At 72.5% G+C, this 15,986-nt stretch carries 15 protein-coding genes and 3 pseudogenes; 8 read left to right on the forward strand and 10 right to left on the reverse strand.

Annotated elements, in window-relative coordinates; all coding sequences use genetic code 11:
• Positions 1–42 precede the first annotated feature (42 nt).
• The gene (locus ENC19_RS06520; protein WP_164446231.1) at positions 43–762 is read left to right on the forward strand and encodes a GNAT family N-acetyltransferase; all 720 of its coding nucleotides are present in this window, start codon (positions 43–45) and stop codon (positions 760–762) included.
• 15 nt (positions 763–777) lie between these two features.
• On the opposite strand, the gene ENC19_RS06525 is transcribed toward ENC19_RS06520, so the two are convergent.
• On the reverse strand, positions 778–1,704 hold the full coding sequence (locus tag ENC19_RS06525; RefSeq protein ID WP_166458255.1) for a DMT family transporter: 927 nt from the start codon (positions 1,702–1,704) through the stop codon (positions 778–780).
• 142 nt (positions 1,705–1,846) lie between these two features.
• Here ENC19_RS06525 and ENC19_RS06530 point away from each other — a divergent pair, with 142 nt between their 5' ends.
• Positions 1,847–2,557, forward strand: coding sequence for an HAD family hydrolase (locus ENC19_RS06530; protein ID WP_164446233.1), 711 nt, complete (start codon positions 1,847–1,849; stop codon positions 2,555–2,557).
• A 41-nt stretch (positions 2,558–2,598) separates the two neighbouring features.
• Here ENC19_RS06530 and ENC19_RS06535 read toward each other — a convergent pair.
• Together ENC19_RS06535 and ENC19_RS06540 are read right to left on the reverse strand one after the other, a co-directional pair.
• A pseudogene (locus ENC19_RS06535) lies at positions 2,599–3,122 on the reverse strand (hypothetical protein).
• A gap of 22 nt (positions 3,123–3,144) precedes the next feature.
• Entirely contained in the window at positions 3,145–4,014 is an 870-nt protein-coding gene (locus ENC19_RS06540; protein WP_164446234.1) for a PhzF family phenazine biosynthesis protein, read from the reverse strand.
• A 108-nt stretch (positions 4,015–4,122) separates the two neighbouring features.
• Between ENC19_RS06540 and ENC19_RS06545 the strand changes: the two genes are divergently transcribed.
• The 3 genes from ENC19_RS06545 (at position 4,123) to ENC19_RS06555 (ending at position 7,269) form a co-directional block, all read left to right on the forward strand.
• Complete coding sequence (locus ENC19_RS06545) at positions 4,123–5,433, forward strand: magnesium transporter MgtE N-terminal domain-containing protein (RefSeq protein ID WP_281602245.1); 1,311 nt, start codon at positions 4,123–4,125, stop codon at positions 5,431–5,433.
• Positions 5,426–6,055, forward strand: a complete 630-nt coding sequence (locus ENC19_RS06550; RefSeq protein WP_164446235.1) for a DUF1003 domain-containing protein — start codon at positions 5,426–5,428, stop codon at positions 6,053–6,055. Before ENC19_RS06545 ends, ENC19_RS06550 begins: the two co-directional genes overlap by 8 nt.
• Before the next feature lie 65 nt (positions 6,056–6,120).
• Positions 6,121–7,269 (forward strand): Mrp/NBP35 family ATP-binding protein, encoded by a 1,149-nt coding sequence (locus tag ENC19_RS06555; protein ID WP_164446236.1) that lies wholly within the window; start codon positions 6,121–6,123, stop codon positions 7,267–7,269.
• 65 nt (positions 7,270–7,334) lie between these two features.
• On the opposite strand, the gene ENC19_RS06560 is transcribed toward ENC19_RS06555, so the two are convergent.
• Both ENC19_RS06560 and ENC19_RS06565 read right to left on the reverse strand, forming a co-directional pair.
• The gene (locus tag ENC19_RS06560; RefSeq protein ID WP_164446237.1) at positions 7,335–7,754 is read right to left on the reverse strand and encodes a Sec-independent protein translocase family protein; all 420 of its coding nucleotides are present in this window, start codon (positions 7,752–7,754) and stop codon (positions 7,335–7,337) included.
• Between the two features lie 75 nt (positions 7,755–7,829).
• Positions 7,830–9,149: a S1C family serine protease gene (locus ENC19_RS06565; protein WP_164446238.1), complete on the reverse strand. Its 1,320-nt coding sequence runs from the start codon at positions 9,147–9,149 to the stop codon at positions 7,830–7,832.
• Between the two features lie 186 nt (positions 9,150–9,335).
• Between ENC19_RS06565 and ENC19_RS06570 the strand changes: the two are divergent.
• A pseudogene (locus tag ENC19_RS06570) lies at positions 9,336–10,005 on the forward strand (O-methyltransferase).
• A gap of 90 nt (positions 10,006–10,095) precedes the next feature.
• Here ENC19_RS06570 and ENC19_RS06575 read toward each other — a convergent pair.
• Both ENC19_RS06575 and ENC19_RS06580 read right to left on the reverse strand, forming a co-directional pair.
• Positions 10,096–11,554: pseudogene (locus tag ENC19_RS06575) on the reverse strand (leucyl aminopeptidase family protein); the annotation flags it as partial.
• A 150-nt stretch (positions 11,555–11,704) separates the two neighbouring features.
• Positions 11,705–11,872 (reverse strand): DUF3117 domain-containing protein, encoded by a 168-nt coding sequence (locus tag ENC19_RS06580; protein WP_013283866.1) that lies wholly within the window; start codon positions 11,870–11,872, stop codon positions 11,705–11,707.
• A gap of 190 nt (positions 11,873–12,062) precedes the next feature.
• Between ENC19_RS06580 and ENC19_RS06585 the strand changes: the two genes are divergently transcribed.
• Together ENC19_RS06585 and ENC19_RS06590 are read left to right on the forward strand one after the other, a co-directional pair.
• Positions 12,063–12,887: a PaaX family transcriptional regulator gene (locus ENC19_RS06585; protein ID WP_164446239.1), complete on the forward strand. Its 825-nt coding sequence runs from the start codon at positions 12,063–12,065 to the stop codon at positions 12,885–12,887.
• The gene (locus ENC19_RS06590) at positions 12,884–13,675 is read left to right on the forward strand and encodes an enoyl-CoA hydratase-related protein (RefSeq protein WP_164446240.1); all 792 of its coding nucleotides are present in this window, start codon (positions 12,884–12,886) and stop codon (positions 13,673–13,675) included. The genes ENC19_RS06585 and ENC19_RS06590 overlap by 4 nt, the downstream gene beginning before the upstream one ends.
• Positions 13,676–13,720: 45 nt before the next feature.
• Here ENC19_RS06590 and ENC19_RS06595 read toward each other — a convergent pair whose 3' ends face one another.
• The 3 genes from ENC19_RS06595 to ENC19_RS06605 all read right to left on the reverse strand — a co-directional run bounded on the left by ENC19_RS06595 (position 13,721) and on the right by ENC19_RS06605 (position 15,929).
• Positions 13,721–14,344 (reverse strand): hypothetical protein, encoded by a 624-nt coding sequence (locus tag ENC19_RS06595; protein WP_164446241.1) that lies wholly within the window; start codon positions 14,342–14,344, stop codon positions 13,721–13,723.
• A gap of 4 nt (positions 14,345–14,348) precedes the next feature.
• A complete protein-coding gene (locus ENC19_RS06600) occupies positions 14,349–14,939 on the reverse strand; it encodes a DNA-3-methyladenine glycosylase I (RefSeq protein WP_164446242.1) in 591 nt (196 codons plus the stop codon).
• 75 nt (positions 14,940–15,014) lie between these two features.
• Positions 15,015–15,929, reverse strand: coding sequence for an SDR family NAD(P)-dependent oxidoreductase (locus ENC19_RS06605; protein WP_164446243.1), 915 nt, complete (start codon positions 15,927–15,929; stop codon positions 15,015–15,017).
• Positions 15,930–15,986: the final 57 nt, after the last annotated feature.

The raw sequence follows: 15,986 nt of genomic DNA on the forward strand, positions 1-15,986 counted from the left end.
ACCGGGTCGCCCCGGTCGGGAAACACTGCGATACTCCGCGCCATGACCGTCGCCGAGGGCGTCAACCTGCAAGTGCTGGGCAAGGACGAGGAACTGGCCGCCCGGTTGGACGCGGAGCTGACCAGCTTCAACCAGCGGGCCACCGGCGCCACCGACGAGGCGGCGCTGTCCGTCCGGGTCACCGACGCCGCCGGCGAGCTGATGGCCGGGCTCACCGGATGGAGCTGGGGCGGCTGTGCCGGGATCAACATGGTCTGGGTCCGCGCGGATCGCCGTGGCGAAGGCTGGGGCGGTCGGCTGCTGGCGGCGGCCGAGCAGGAGGCCCGACGGCGCGGCTGCACCGAGGTCTCGGTCGCCTCGTTCTCGTTCCAGGCGCCGGGCTTCTACCGCCGGCACGGCTACCTGGACACGGGTCGCCGGGAGGGCATCCCCGGTGGTCACGTCGACCACCAGTTCTGGAAGTCGCTGGTCAGCGACCCGGCCGCCGCGGTGCGCCTGGTCGCTCTGGTGGAGCTTCCCGACGGCGCGGTCGAGGCCGGGCAACGGTACGAGGACACCGTGCTGGCGCTGCTGCCACGCCACGGCGGACGGCTGGAACGCCGGCTGCGCACCGGTGACGGGGGTACCGAGGTGCACGTCATCCGGTTCGACACCCGGGCCGGATACGAGACGTACCTGGCCGATCCGGAGCGGATCGCACTGCGGCTGGCGCTCGGCGAGGCCGCCCCGCAGACCCGGGTGCTTGAGGTACACGAGGTGTGACCGGCGGGGTCGGCGTCAGTCGCGGACCGGAGCGGCGTCCGCCGGCACCGCCGTGCTGACCCGTGTCGCACGCCGGGCCGTGCGGGCGCTGGACAACACCACCACGGCCACCCCGACCAGCAACAGCGACAGGCCGGGAAGGGTCACCGGGTCGGGCAGCTGACCCAGCCACGCCCAGCCGATCAGCGCCGCGCCGGGTGCCTCCAGCAGGATCAGCACGCTCACCGTGGTGGCCGATACCCGCCGCAGCGCGTAGCTGAACATCGAGTGGCCGAGCAGCTGTGCCCCGCCGACCAGGGCGAGCACGGCCAGCCAGGTGCCGGTGTCGAAGCCACTGAGCGGCACCCGGCCGACGAGACAGACCACCAGCAGGATCAGACCGCACACGCCGTAGCAGATGGTGGTGTAGGTGGCGTTGCTGACGGTGACCCGGGCCCGTTCACCCAGCGCGGTGTACACCGCCGCGAACAGCCCACCGGCCAGCGCCAGCAGATCGCCGGTGAAGGCCTGACCCGAGACGGTGAAGTCGGCCCCGGTCGCCAGCACCGCCCCGACCACGGCCACCCCGATGCCGGCCCAGACACCCACCGGCAACCGGCGGCCCTGCGCCCGGGCGATCAGCCCCTGCCAGACCGGCTGGGTGGCCACCAGCGCCGTTGCCGCAGCCACCGAGGTGAGCTTCGCACTCGGCATCCAGGCGGCGAAATGCGCCGCCAGCGCCATCCCGGAGAGGACGCAGAACATGCCCTCCCGGCGACCCGCGCCACTGGTGACGAAGCGGAACTCGGACCGTCGGCGGGTCAGCGCGAACGGACTCAGCACCGCGACGGCCAGCATGTTGCGCCAGAAGGCGACCGCCAGGGCGGGTGCGGCGGCGAACGCGATGAGCGGCGCGGACGACGAGACGGCGAAGACGGCGACGGCGAGGGCCGCGCCGGTCATCAGGTCGAGCGGCGGACGATGAGGTTCGGTGACCACGAGGTGCAATCTTCACATGTCGCAGGGGCACCACTTTCCGTCAGCGTTCGGTTACGATCATGCGCGTCCTCACCCAGGCTCCCCCTTCCGCCCGGAGTCGGTTTCCATGCCCACGTTCCGGGCGGTGCTGTTCGACTTCTTCGGCACGTTGACCCGTCCGGTTCAGCGTGGCGAAGGTCACCTCAGCACCGCCGAACTGCTCGGCTGCCCGCCGGACACCTTTGTCGAGGTGCTCGACCGCAGCTTCTACGAACGCGCCAGCGGGCGCTTCGGCACGGTCGAGGGGACCCTGCGCTGGGTGTGCGAACAGGCCGGCGTACGCCCTTCGGCGGAGGCGTTGCGAGCTGCCGCCGTTGCCCGACACCAGGCCGTACGCGCGGACACCCGGTTACGGGACGAGGCCGTGCCGACCCTGCGGGCGCTGCGGCGGCGGGGCGTGCGGACCGGCGTGATCAGTGACTGCACCCACGAGCTGCCGACGTTCCTGCCGGAGCTGGCGATCGCCCCGCTGCTCGACGTCCGGGTGTTCTCGGTGCAGGTGGGGCGATGCAAACCGGACGCGAGCCTGTACCTGGCCGCCTGTGCGCGGCTGGGCCTGCCGCCAGCAGACTGTCTCTACGTCGGTGACGGCGGCAGCCAGGAGTTGACCGGTGCGCAGCGCGCCGGCCTGAGCGCGGTCCGGCTCGCCGCACCCGATCTCGCCGACCACCTGGTGTTCAACCTCGACGTCGACTGGGCCGGCCGGACCCTGAAGTCCCTCTGCGAGGTCGTCGACCTGCTCGACGAGGCCCCCAGCCCGGTCGGCGCACCCGCGTAGCCACGCAGCCAGCCCGGGCCGGCGTCGCCTCGGAAGGTTGGTCAGCGCCGCCGGACGCGGTGCAGCCGGAACGGCCGTCGGGTGGCGCGCACCGCCGGCGTCGGCCGGGGCTGCTCGGCCAGCGAGCCGGACGGCAACTCGGCACCGTGCGCCGGCTGGCCGGTCGGCGCGAGCCGCACCAGGGCGCATCCGTCGGCGGCCCAGCGGGCGACGAGCCCGTGGTGGGTCCGGGCGCGTTGAGCCGTTTGGCCGCCACCAACGGGGCGAGCGTGTCCCACTGCTCGGTGCCGGGTGCCACCCGACTGACCCGCGCCGGCCAGGTGACGATCCGGCCACCGTGATCACCGCGCTGCGTCACCTGGGCCTCGTCCGCCTCGGCCAGGCCCGGCGCGGACTGCTCCCCGGGGCCGCTGACCACGAACAGCGCGGCCTCCAGGGGTACGCACCACAGGGCCAGCGGCGCGTCGCCGGCCACCGCGACCCAGGCCACCGAGGCCTTCTTCATCGCCTCGTCGACCAGTGGGTGGTTCTCGGGCTCGTCGGTCACCGGGGCATCCTCTCGCATCCGGGCCGGTCGGCGTCGGCCGTCAGCCGACGAACGGCGGGACGAGGATCTCCCCGCGTGCCACCGGCATCACCTGACCGGCGACGCTCGCGCCGACCGCCGCGCCGCCGGCCGCGGTCACGGTGCAGGCCAGCGAGGCCGGTCGACCCATCTCGACGCCCTGCCGGACGGTGTACGACGATCGTCCCTCGCCGGGCAACAGGCCGCTGGCGACCAGCCACACTCCGAGACCGAGCGCGGCCGACCCGGTCGCCGGGTCCTCGGGTACGCCGAGTCCGGGGACGAAGACCCGGGCGTGCGCGGTTTGGGTCGCGGGGTTCCAGGAGAAGACGCTGACATGCTCGATGCCGTACCGCCCGGCCGCCACCGGGTCCACCCGGGCCCGGGCCAGGGCGTCGGGGCGTACCGGCAGGAACGGGAACTCCAGGCCGCAGCCGGCGACCCGTGGCGCCGGGCCGAGGTGGTCCTCGGCGCCGAGCCCGGTCATCTCCAGCAGCGGCTCCGGCTCCAGTTCGGGTCCGAGGGTGGGGCTGCCGCCGGTGAGGGTGGCGGCACCCTCGCTCACCTCGATCGGCAGCACCCCGGCACCGCACTCCTGGTTGACCTGCCCGATCGGAAAGAGGCCTCGGCGAGCGGCGGTGACCGCAGCGCCGACGCTCGGGTGACCGGCGAACGGCAGTTCGTCGACCGGCGTGAAGATCCGCGCCCGGTAGGTGGCACCGACCTGGGTGGCGGGCAGCACGAAGACCGTCTCCGAGAGGTTGAACTCGCGCGCCAGAGCCTGCATCTGGTCGGTCGCCAGCCCGTCGGCGCCGAAGACCACCGCGAGGGGGTTCCCGGCGTACGGACGGTCGGTGAAGACGTCCACGATCTCGTAAGCCAAGGTCGACATGTTGATAAACACTAGGCCCTCGCGGCGTATGTCCGGGTCACTGCCCGGCCGTGCCGCCCCTGGAGCATCGTCGGCCGGGGCGTCGACATACCACCTAGGCTGGTGCCCGTGAGCACGCCGACCCGGGTGTACATCGCCCGACTTTCCGGAGTCGCTGTCTTCGACCCCAACGGCGATCAGGTGGGCCGGGTACGCGACGCGGTGGCCCGGCTGCGCGCGAGCCAACGGCCGCCCGAGGTCGTCGGTCTGGTCGCCGAGATGCCGATGCGCCGGCGGATCTTCCTCTCCATCAACCGGATCACCTCGATCGACGCCGACGCCATCGTGCTGGGCAGTGGCACGTTGAACCTGCGCCGGTTCGAGAAGCGCCCGAACGAGTTGCTCGTCCTTCAGGAACTGCTGGACCGCCGGGTTCAGGTCGCGCCGGAGGGCCGGGCCGCGTCGGTGGTCGACGTGGCGATGGAGTGCAGTCGTGGCGGCGAGTGGTCGCTGACCCGGGTGGCGGTCCGCGAGCAGACCGGCCGGTTGGCTCGCCGGGGCCACCTGCACCAGGTCGAGTGGAACCAGGTACGCGGGCTCAGCGGGGTGGCGGAGACCCGGGGCACCGCCAACCTGCTCGCCGTGCTGGAGGACATGCGTCCGGCGGACCTGGCCAACGCGCTCCAGGACCTGCCCGACGCCCGGCGCAACGAGGTCGCGGCTGCCCTGGACGACCAGCGGCTCGCCGACGTGCTCAGCGAGCTGCCCGAGCACGACCAGGTGGAGATCCTCGCCGCGCTGGACCGCGAGCGGGCCGCCGACATCCTGGAGGAGATGGACCCGGACGACGCCGCCGATCTGCTCGGCGAGCTGCCGCCGCCGGAACAGGACGTACTGCTCGACCTGATGGAGCCGGACGAGGCCGATTCGGTGCGGCAGTTGCTCAAGTACACGCCGGGCACGGCGGGCAGCGTGATGACCTCCGAACCGGTCATCCTGCCCCCGGACGCGACGGTGGCGGAGGCCCTCGCGCGGATCAGGGAGCCCCAGCTCTCCCCGGCGGTGGCCGCGCAGGTGTTCGTGGCCCGGGCGCCGATGGCCACCCCCACCGGCCGCTACCTGGGCATGGTGCACTTCCAGCGGCTGCTCCGCGAACCCCCGGCCGATCTGCTCGGCGGGGTGGTGGTCAACGACATCGATCCGCTGCGTCCGACCACCCCACTGCCGGAGATCACCCGCCGGATGGCCACCTACGATCTGGTGGCCATGCCGGTGATCGACCGGAACAACCGGCTGGTGGGTGCCGTCACCGTCGACGACGTGCTGGACCACTCGCTGCCTCGGGACTGGCGGGACCGGGACGGCGCGTCGAGCGGCCTACCGAACGGTGCGACGACCCCGGCCGTTCCGGACCCGGCGACGGACGGTGGTCATGACTGAGCAGCGGCGCACGGAACGGCTCGACCTACCGCGGGAGCCCCGGGGCTTCAAGCTGCCCCGGGTGGACCAGGAGACGTTCGGACGCTGGGCCGAGGGCATCGCCCGTGGCATGGGTACGGCGAACTTCATCGTCTACATGACGCTGGTGATCAGCGCATGGTTCCTCTGGAACACTCTCGCCCCGGCGGGAATGCGCTTCGACCCGTACACCTTCACCTTCCTCACCCTGGTGCTCTCCATCCAGGCCTCGTACGCGGCGCCGCTGATCCTGCTGGCACAGAACCGTCAGGCCGACCGCGATCGGGTGGCGATGGAGGAGGACCGACGCCGGGCGACCATGCAGAAGGCCGACACGGAGTACCTGGCCCGGGAGATCGCCGCACTGCGGATCGCACTCGGCGAGGTGGCCACCCGGGACTTCGTCCGCTCCGAGTTGGCCCGGCTCGCCGAGGAGCTGGACGAGGCGGCGCAGCGGCGACAGCGGCTGGGGCGCCGGCACCGGGACGACCCGGCCGTCCGGGCCGGTGGTGAGGGGCTGGACGAGCCCCGCGACGAGGTGGACGGCGACCAACCGGGTGACGGTCGTCACGACCCGGCGGCCTCCCACCGCCCGGAGAGCTGATCGACTCGCTCACACCGCTGTCACCGGCACCGGTGACAGCCCGCCGCCGACGTAGCATTACGGGCATGTCAGCTCCCGTCAGCACCGTCAACGACGCCGTCCTGGCCGCCCTGGCCACCGTCAACGACCCGGAGATCCGCCGGCCGATCACCGAACTCGGCATGGTGCGTTCCGCCGAGGTCGGCGAGGACGGCGTGGTCCGGGTCGAGTTGCTGCTGACCGTGGCCGGTTGCCCGCTGAAGGACAAGCTCCGTTCGGACATCACCGCGGCCGTGGGCGCGGTGAGCGGGGTCAGCGGCGTCGAGATCGAGTTCGGGGTGATGAGCACCGAGCAGCGCCAGGAGCTCCAGGCGAAGCTGCGCGGCGGCGGCGCTACCGAGGAACCGGTGATCCCGTTCGCCCAGCCCGGCTCCCGTACCCGGGTGTACGCGGTGGCCAGCGGCAAGGGCGGTGTCGGCAAGTCCAGCGTGACGGTCAACCTGGCCGCCGCCCTGGCCGCCCGGGGTCTGTCCGTCGGCGTGGTGGACGCGGACATCTACGGGCACTCGGTGCCGCGGATGCTCGGTGCGGACGGCCGACCCACCCGGGTCGAAGACATGATCATGCCGCCGCAGGCGCACGGGGTGAAGGTCATCTCGATCGGGATGTTCACCGCCGGCAACGCCGCCGTGGTCTGGCGGGGTCCGATGCTGCACCGAGCGTTGCAGCAGTTCCTCGCCGACGTCTACTGGGGTGACCTCGACGTCCTGCTGCTCGACCTTCCCCCGGGCACCGGCGACGTGGCGATCTCGCTGGCCCAACTGCTGCCGAACGCCGAGATCCTGGTGGTCACCACCCCTCAGGCCGCCGCGGCGGAGGTCGCCGAGCGGGCGGGCGCGATCGCGTTGCAGACCCACCAGCGGGTGGTCGGTGTGATCGAGAACATGTCCTGGCTGGAGCTGCCTGACGGCTCCCGGATGGAGATCTTCGGTGCCGGCGGCGGCCAGACGGTGGCGGATTCGCTGACCCAGACGATCGGCGCGTCGGTGCCGCTGCTGGGTCAGGTGCCGCTGGACACCCGGGTCCGGGAGGCGGGCGACGAGGGCAACCCGATCGTGCTCGCCGAGCCGGATTCTCCGGCCTCGAAGGCGCTGGGTCAGGTCGCCGACCGGCTCGCGCTGCGTCGCGAGTCCCTGCTCGGCAAGCCGCTGGGCCTCAAGCCGACCGGACGCTGAGCGCCGGTCCACACCTCGCCCGGCCGGACCCGGTCGTGCGCTGAGGCCGCCTGTCGCGGCGGCGGTCAGGTGACGTCGTCGTAGCTGACCGCGCGGGGGGCCGGCACCGGGCTGGTGGTGCTCGCCGGGGGCGGGCCGGGCCGGCGTGGGTCGGCCGCGTTCGCGACATCCTTGAGTTCGTCGTGCACGCCGGTGACATCGGCGCGGAGACCGTCGTAGACGCCCTGAAGCGGCTTCCGGATCGCCTGCTCGTCCTCCTCGCTGAGCAGATGCTTGCGGATGAACGCCTTGGGGTGCAGGTCCTCCAACTGGATGTCGGTGCCCAGTTCCTTGCTCAGGTCGGTGGTGGCACTGCGGGCCATGGTGCGCAGGTTGCGCACCATCCGCAGCCCGTCACTGATCACCGCCGGCAGCCGGTCGCCGAAGATCAGCAGCGCCAGCAGCAGCAGCGCTCCGACCTCCCACACGTTCAGGTTCTCGAACACCCTCGGTCCCCCTTTCCCCCGGCTACCGCAGCCAGAGTACGCACGTCGGTGCCGCTGCCAGAAGAGGGTGAGGGGTCACTTCGCGTCCGCGGCGAGGGTGACCGAGGCGTTCTGTCGGGTCGAACCCCGGCGGTACTCGACGGTCACCACCGAGCCGGGCGCGTACTTGCGGACCAGGGCGATGAGGTCGGTCGGCTCGGTCATCGGACGACCGTTGAGCTTCAGGATCACGTCACCGGCGCGCAGTCCCGCACCGGCGGCCGGGCCGGACGGCTCGACCGTCGCGAGACGTACGCCGGCACCGTTGGTGCCCGAGCCGGGCCCGCCCACCTGGGCGCCGATCACCGTACGGCGGGCCTTACCGGTGCCGATGATGTCCTGGGTGATCCTTTTCGCCTGGTTGATCGGGATCGCGAAGGCAAGGCCGATGTTGCCGGCCTCCTGACCCTCGGCGACCAGCGACTTGATCGTGGAGTTGACGCCGATGACCCGTCCCGCCGCATCGACCAGCGGGCCGCCCGAGTTGCCGTGGTTGACCGCGGCGTCCGTCTGGATCGCGGCGTAGTAGCGCGTCGGTCCGCCCGGCTCACCGGCGTGCATCGTCCGGTCCAGGGCGCTGACGATGCCCGCGGTGACCGTGTTCGCCAACGACAGCGGGGAGCCCATCGCCAGCACCGGGTCGCCGACGGCCAGGGCGTCGGAGTCGCCGAACTCGACCGGGCGCAGCCCGGTGCGGGAGACCTTGATCACCGCGATGTCGGACTCCGCGTCCTGTCCCACCACCGTCGCGGACGCCGAGCTGCCGTCGTTGAAGATGACCGACGCCTTCCCGGTGCCGCCGGCCACCACGTGGTCGTTCGTGATCACATGCCCGTCGGCACTGGCGATGAAGCCTGAGCCCTCGCTGGTGCCACCCAGGCCGGCGACCCGGACGGTGACCACGCTGGGCAGCACCCGCTCGGCGACGCCGGCCAGCGATTCCGGCGGGCGTTGGGCGAGCGTGGGCGCCGCACCGGGGACCGCGCCCAGCACCGTCGCACCGGCGCCGCCACGGATCGCGAAGGCGTAGCCCAGGGCACCACCGAGCGCGCCGGCGAGCAGGGCGGTCACCAGCGGGATGAGCAGCAGTTGCTGGAGTCTCGGCCGGCCAGCCGCGTCGGGATCGACGACCGGTTCCGGTTCGCTGCCGACGACCGGTGCCGCGGGCAGCACCACCGCCGCCGGTGCGTGCGGGTCCCGCCACGGATCGGCGAGCGCGTCGGACCACCACGGCGACCCGGCATGGCCGCTGTCCTGCGGTGTCGCCGGTCCACCGGCCGGCGGATGTCCGGCCGTCGGATGCCCGGCCGGTGCTCCGCCTACGCCGGGCTGGCGCCAGTCCCAGCCGTCGGTCACTCGGTGCCTCCCACTCCCGTCCCCCGGTGTCCACGCGTCCGCGGTCCGGCGCGGGCTACGGGACACCGCTTCCAGGATTGCACGGATGCGCCGCGCCGGGTCAGCGGTTGTCACCGCGGGTGGATGCGCCGCTGCGCTCAGAGCTGGCCGCCTTTAGAGTCACAGTGCCCAACCGCCCTGCGCATCATGCTCGTCGCCCGGAGGTGCCCCATCGCCACGGTCGCCGGTTCCGGCAGTTCGACGAACCCGGCCCTGCAGTTCGCCGAGTCGTACGTCACCGAGGACCTCGTCCTGCGGACCGCCCGCAGCCTCGCCCGCGAGGTCGGCCTGGACGCGGTCACCGCAGGCGCGGGTGCCGCGTTGCGCCTGCTCGCCGCCGCCGGCAACGCCCGCGCGGTGGTCGAGGCTGCACCGGCACCGGCGTCAGCGGGGTGTGGCTGGTATGCGGGATGCGGGCCGACGGGGGTGTCACCACCATCGACGTCGAGGTGGAGCATCAGCGGATCGCCCGGCGCATCTTCGCCGAGGCCGGCTTGGTCTCCGGCCGCACCCGGATCATCACCGGCCGGGCGCTGGACGTCCTGCCCCGGCTCGCCGACGGCGCGTACGACCTGGTCTTCGTCGACGCCGAGGTGACCGGCTTCACCGCCTGCGGGGACGCCGCGTTGCGCCCTGCTGCGCCGCGGCGCTGGTGCTCAACGGCGCGCTGGCCGGCGGCCGGATCCGGCGACCTGGCCGCCCGGGATGGAGACGGTGATGGTGCGCGAGACGGTGAAGCGCCATCCGCGAGTCGGAGCACTGGATTCCGGCGCTGCTGCCGGTCGGCCACGGGCTGCTGGCCGCGGTGCGCTGCTGAGCCGAGGCACCGGTCGCGCTGGCGGGCCGGCAGCGGTACCGAGCGGCCGGCTGCGGGTGAGCCGGCCGCGCCCCCGCACACCGCAAGGTCCAGCGCCGCCAGCCAGCGCAGCAGCCCGCGTACGCCCCAGCCGGTCGCGCCCCGGGTCAGCTCCGCGTCGTTGCGTTCGCACCAGGAGGGTGCGGACATGTCGATGTGCAGCCAACGGTCGGCCAGGTCGCCGGTGAACTCCCGCAGGTAGAGCGCGGCCAGCACGGAGCCGCCGCCCTGCGTCGGCGCGCTGTGCAGGTCGGCCAGGTCGCTGCCGAGGTGCTCGACGTAGTCGGCGGGCAGCGGCATCCGCCAGGCCGACTCACCGGCCGACCTGATGGCCGCCAGCAGGTCCTCGGCGAGCTGGTCGTTGTCGCTGTAGAGGGCGCCGGTGCGGGTGCCCAGCGCCACCGCGTTGGCGCCGGTCAGGGTGGCCAGGTCGACGAGCAGGTCGGGCTTGAGTTCCTGGACGGCGTACGCCAGCGCGTCGGCGAGCACCAGCCGTCCCTCGGCATCGGAGTTCGTCGTCTCGCTGGTCATCCCGCCGTAGTGCCGCACGACGTCGCCGGGCCGGAACGCGGCCCCGCTGACCATGTTCTCGGCCAGCGGCGCGAGCGTGGTCACCCGGACCGGCAGGCCCAGGGTGGCGGCACCGAGGGTGGCCGCCACGACGGCGGCGGCACCGGCCATGTCCTTGCGCATCAGCTTCATCGCCGGCACCGGCTTGATGGAGATGCCGCCGGTGTCGAAGGTGATGCCCTTGCCCACCAGGACCACATGGGTCCGGGCCTCCGCGGGATGCCAGTCCAGCTCGACCAGGCGCGGGCCGCTGGCCGATCCGCCACCGACGGCGAGGATGCCGCCGAAGCCCTCGGCGGCCAGTTGCGCCGGCTCGCGGACCCGCAGCGTGAGCCCGGGCAGGTCGGCCGCGGCCTCGGTGACCTGCTCGGCGAACCACTGCGGGTTCTTCACCGAGGAGGGCATGTTGGTGAGGTCCCGGGCCAGTCGGGTCATCCGGGCGGTGGTCCGCGCCACCTCGACGGCCTGCTCGTACGCCTCGGGGTCGGTGACCGCCAGGTCGACGTCGGAAAGCGCGGGCGCGTCGGTGTCCGCACCCAGCCGGAACCGGTACGACGCCAGCAGCAGCCCTTCGGCCAGGCCGCGCACCGCCTCGGGTGCCACCCCGCTCGGCAGCGCGAGTGTGACATGAGTCTCATCTTTGCTGGCACGGGCCAGCGCCGCGCTGTCGCCCGCCAGGCCGCCCCGTTGGCCGCGCCGATCCCCAGCAGCAGCAGCCGCCTGGGACCGCCCCCGGGCCGCAGCTGGTGGTAATGTCACCGGCCTGGTTCCGGAACCGCGCCGCCGGGATCAACGCGGCCACTCCGTCGGCGATCCTGTCGGGTGGGGCCACTGCGGTCGGCACCGACTCGGCCGGGGCGTCGTCGGCGGCGCCGGGCCGCACGGGCAGGACCAGGGTGTCGAGCCGTTCCGGCTCGGCGGTCAGACGGATGGCGAGCACGCGGAGCCGTACCTCCTGGAGACGGACGCGCGGTGGGTCGGCCCGCGCGAAGGTGTGACGGCTCTGAGCCACCGGTGGGACCGGTGGCTCAGAGCCAGGAACCAGACGAACTGTCCGCGGCGACGAGCGTCGCCGACGCACCGGCCACACTCAGCCGGCGGCCGCCTTCAGCGCGTCGCCGAGAGCAGTCGCCTCGTCGGGAGTCATCTCGACGACGAGCCGGCCACCGCCCTCCAGCGGGACCCGCATGACGATGCCCCGGCCCTCCTTGGTGACTTCCAGCGGACCGTCGCCCGTCCGCGGCTTCATCGCCGCCATGTTGTCTCCCCTCAGACCTACACCAGGGTCGGTGGGTTGCCCCACAGCCACTTCGCCATGACCACCCGCAACTTGCACGTGGGTGTCGACCGACGATTTTCCCTGATGAACACCGCCGGACCCAAACCGAAGCAGCATTGATGTAACAGCATCTAGCTTATCCTTAGATGGCCTGTCACAATGTGCGGTCATGCAGGCACGGTCGGCACTCTTCGACCTGTACGGCGACCACCTCCGGCCCCGAGGTGGTCGCGCACCCGTTGCCGCGCTGGTCAAGCTGCTGGCGCCGCTCGGGATCGCGCCACCTGCCGTACGGACGGCGGTCTCCCGAATGGTGCGCCAGGGCTGGCTCGAACCGACCAGGCTGGCCTCCGGACCGGGATATTCGATCACACCGAAGGCGGCCCGCCGACTCGACGAGGCCGCCTCCCGGATCTACCGCACCGGTCGGGTCACCTGGGACGGGCGCTTCGACCTGCTGGTGCTGGACGCACCGAGCGCACGCCGGGACCGTCAGCGCCTCGCCGCCAACCTGCGGTACCTCGGCTACGGCACGTTGGACGAGCAGACCTGGGTGGCCACCCGTCCAGCCGAGGACGTCGACCTGCTGCTCAGCGAGGCGGGCGTACGCTTCGAGCGGTTCAGTGCGGCGCACGCCGCCGGCACGCCGGGCGCGATGGGGCTGGTCCGCCGGGCCTGGGACCTGGCCGAGATCGGCCGGGCGTACGAGGAGTTCGTCACCGAGCAGCGGACGCTGCTGACCGGCGTCACCGCCCGCAGCGGCGACGAGGAGGCGTACGCGGCCCGGTTCCGGCTGGTGCACGCATGGCGTACCTTCCTGTTCCGGGATCCGCAGCTGCCACCGGCGCTGCTGCCCGAGCGCTGGCCCGGCATCGCCGCGGCCAGCTTCTTCGACCGCCACGCGGCTCGGCTCCGACCGGCCGCCGACCGGTACGTCGAGCAGTGCCTCGACGGTGGACACCGGTTAGCCCGACAGAAGGGTCGCCAGACGTGACCGAGCCGCTGCTCGTCGACCGCACCGACGCCGTCGTCACCCTCACCCTGAACCGCCCGACGGCGATGAACTCGCTCGACGTGGCGCTCAAGGAGGCCCTGCGGGACACCCTCGCCGAGTTGGAGTCCGACCGTGGTTGCCGGGCGGTGGTGCTGGCCGGGGCGGGCGGGTCGTTCTGCGCCGGACAGGATCTGCGCGAGCACGTCGACACCCTCCAGGCGGGCGACGACAACCCGCTGGACACCGTCCGGGCGCACTACAACCCGATCGCCGCCCGGCTGGCGAGCCTGCCGAAGCCGGTGGTGGCCGCCGTCCGGGGCATGGCCGCCGGGGCCGGGGCCTCCCTCGCCTTCCTGGCCGACATCCGCATCGGTGGTCCGTCCACCAGCTTCCTGATGGCGTTCGCCAAGGTCGGGCTGGCCGCCGACACCGGCGCCTCGTGGACCCTGCCTCGGCTCGTCGGCCACGCCAAGGCCGTCGAGCTGCTGATGCTGGCCGAGCCGGTACGCGCCGAGGAGGCCTGCCGGCTGGGGCTGCTCAACCGGATGACCGACGACGACGAGCAGGTCCTGCCCACCGCGCAGGAACTCGCCGCCCGTCTCGCCGCCGGGCCGACCGTGGCGTACGGGGCGATCAAGCGTCAGCTCTCCGTCGCCGACGCCGGCACCCTGGCCGACGCGCTGGCCGCCGAGGCGCAGGCGCAGGCGATCTGCGGCGCGACCGCGGACCACCGGGCAGCCACCATGGCCTTCGTCAACAAGCAGAAGCCGGCGTTCGAGGGCCGTTGAGCGGTCGCCGGCCGATCAGGGACCGGCCCGGGCGGACCCGGTCGGTCAGTCGTCCTCTTCCGGGTCCTGATTGGCCTCCGCGCCGAGCACGAACGCCTGCATGGCCAACTCGTCGCCCGAGGGAGAGACGAAGGCCGGCAACTCCCGGGGGCCGAGTTCCTGCACGTACGCCCAGAACAGCCGGACCGCCTCCGCCGGCGAGTCGGCCTCGATCGGCAGGTCCAGGCTGACCAGCCAGGTGCGGCGCTGTGGTGCCGGACCGAGCCGGTCGACCAGCTCGCGGAACGTCGCCGCGTCGAGTGGGGTGACCGGCCCGCCGAGGAGCAGCGCGTCGGCCGGCACCGGCTCGTCGAAGGCCCGCCGGGTGTACGCGATGACGAGTGTGTCGGGCACCCGGTCGGACTGCGGGTCGTCCGGATCCTCCGGACGCCCGGCGGCCGGGCCGGCGACCCGACCCACGGCCACCAGCCGCGGCGGCTCGTCGGCCAGCACCGCGACCTGGTCACCGGGGCGGGGCAGGCTGCCGCCGTCCAGCCCGGTCAGCTCAAGCGTGTCGTGGTGGACGAGCCGCTCGGCGTCGTACCGTCCGGCGGGCAGGAGCACGGCCCAGGTGCCCGTGCCGTCCGCCTGGCTCGCCCCGTTCACCCGATGTGCGGTGTCGGTCGTCATGCCCTCATCCCATCACGTCGGTCGTGGAGGTCACGACGTGGCAGCCCGCCAGATGGTCGTCGACCATTCCGGTGGCCTGCATCAGCGCGTACGCCGTGGTCGGGCCGACGAACCGGAAGCCACGTTTCTTGAGTGCCTTGGCCATGGCCGTGGAGGCGTCGGTGAGCGCGGGCACGGCGGCCGCGGAATCAGGTCGGGCCCGGCCGGCTGGCGGGGCGAACGACCAGAGCAGCGCGGAGAGCCCCTCCGGAAGCTCCTGGGCGGCACGGGCGTTCGCGATCGCAGCTTCGATCTTGGCCCGGTTGCGGACGATGCCGGCGTCGGCGAGCAGCCGGTTCACGTCGGCCTCGCCGTAGTCGGCCACCGTGTCGATCCGGAACCCGCCGAAGGCCGCCCGGAAGGCTGGCCGTTTGCGCAGGATGGTCAGCCAGGACAACCCGGACTGGAACGCCTCAAGCGTCATCCGCTCGTAGAGGGCGTCGTCACCGTGCAGCGGTCGTCCCCACTCGGTGTCGTGGTAGACCGCGTAGTCGGGAGTGCTGGCACCCCATCCGCACCGGGCGAGCCCGTCGGCACCGATAACCAGTCCCGTCACGGCACCAGCCTAGCCGGGTGGTCCCCGTCGCCGGGCCGGTGGTCGTGCCGAGACCGCCCGGCGCGGGTGCTCCGATCAGCGTCGCGCCAACGCTTCGCCGACCAGGTGCTCACTGGCCGACCACAGCTCCCGCTCCCTGGCCACGTCGTGGGATTCGGGCGAGGAGTCCCCTACCTTCGGGCCTTCTAGGTACGCGCCGGTGGTGCTGGCGAAGCGGGGGTCGTCGACCAGAACGCCAAGGTGTCTGGCCGCAGACCGGGAACTGCGCGCGCCCGGGACCAGCGCGGCGATCACAGGTGCCGCGAGACGGTAGAGCCTGCGGACCGTTACCGGGTAGTCGCGGGACAGCGCCGTGTCCGGCATGAGCCCCGGATCGTACGCGTTCACCATGATCGGTCGTCCCGCCAAGCGGCGGGCGAGCTCGTGCACGAAGTAGATGTTCGCCAGTTTGGACGTGGCGTAGCGGACGCGACCGGCGGTCGGCGCGGGATCAGCCTCCTGGGGATCGGCGAGCTCGGCTGGCGCAGCCCACCGGGGAGCGGGGAAGCCCATTGACTTTTTCGGCCAGTGGGTGCCACTGCTGACAAGCACGATCCGACCACCGTCGACAAGATCGTCGACAAGCGCGGTGACGAGCAGGTGATGACCAAGATGATTGGTGGCGAAGGTGAGTTCGTAACCGTCGACGGAACGCCGCACACCGTCGATGACCTGAATGCCGGCGTTGCCGACGATGGCGTGCAGCGGCGGTCGTTGGCCGGCCTGTCGCAGCCGTTCGGCTGCCCTGGCGACGGAGCGAAGGTCAGCCAAGTCGATGTGGAGAGGTTCGACACTCGCCTGCGGTACGCGTTGCCGAAGACGTCGGGCCGCCGACTGGCCGCGCATTTCGTCGCGGTGCCCGAGGACGACGTGCCAGCCGCGCCCCGCGAGGTGCGCTGCGGTGTGCAGGCCGAGGCCAGCGGTTGCCCCGGTGATGACCACGGTCTTCATGGTGTGAGTCGCTCCCTGGTTGACGTTGTCAACCAACGTACGCCACCCGGTTGACAT

It is taken from the genome of Verrucosispora sioxanthis (genome assembly GCF_010560025.1).
GTDB classification, from domain to species: domain Bacteria; phylum Actinomycetota; class Actinomycetes; order Mycobacteriales; family Micromonosporaceae; genus Micromonospora; species Micromonospora palythoicola.

Coding starts and splice junctions, on each gene's coding strand:
- ENC19_RS06585 (WP_164446239.1), top strand. CDS start 12,063: ATGCAGGCACGGTCGGCACTCTTCGACCTGTACGGCGACCACCTCCGG.
- ENC19_RS06555 (WP_164446236.1), top strand. CDS start 6,121: ATGTCAGCTCCCGTCAGCACCGTCAACGACGCCGTCCTGGCCGCCCTG.
- ENC19_RS06580 (WP_013283866.1), bottom strand. CDS start 11,872: ATGGCGGCGATGAAGCCGCGGACGGGCGACGGTCCGCTGGAAGTCACC.
- ENC19_RS06520 (WP_164446231.1), top strand. CDS start 43: ATGACCGTCGCCGAGGGCGTCAACCTGCAAGTGCTGGGCAAGGACGAG.
- ENC19_RS06605 (WP_164446243.1), bottom strand. CDS start 15,929: ATGAAGACCGTGGTCATCACCGGGGCAACCGCTGGCCTCGGCCTGCAC.
- ENC19_RS06525 (WP_166458255.1), bottom strand. CDS start 1,704: ATGACCGGCGCGGCCCTCGCCGTCGCCGTCTTCGCCGTCTCGTCGTCC.
- ENC19_RS06550 (WP_164446235.1), top strand. CDS start 5,426: ATGACTGAGCAGCGGCGCACGGAACGGCTCGACCTACCGCGGGAGCCC.
- ENC19_RS06595 (WP_164446241.1), bottom strand. CDS start 14,344: ATGACGACCGACACCGCACATCGGGTGAACGGGGCGAGCCAGGCGGAC.
- ENC19_RS06530 (WP_164446233.1), top strand. CDS start 1,847: ATGCCCACGTTCCGGGCGGTGCTGTTCGACTTCTTCGGCACGTTGACC.
- ENC19_RS06540 (WP_164446234.1), bottom strand. CDS start 4,014: ATGTCGACCTTGGCTTACGAGATCGTGGACGTCTTCACCGACCGTCCG.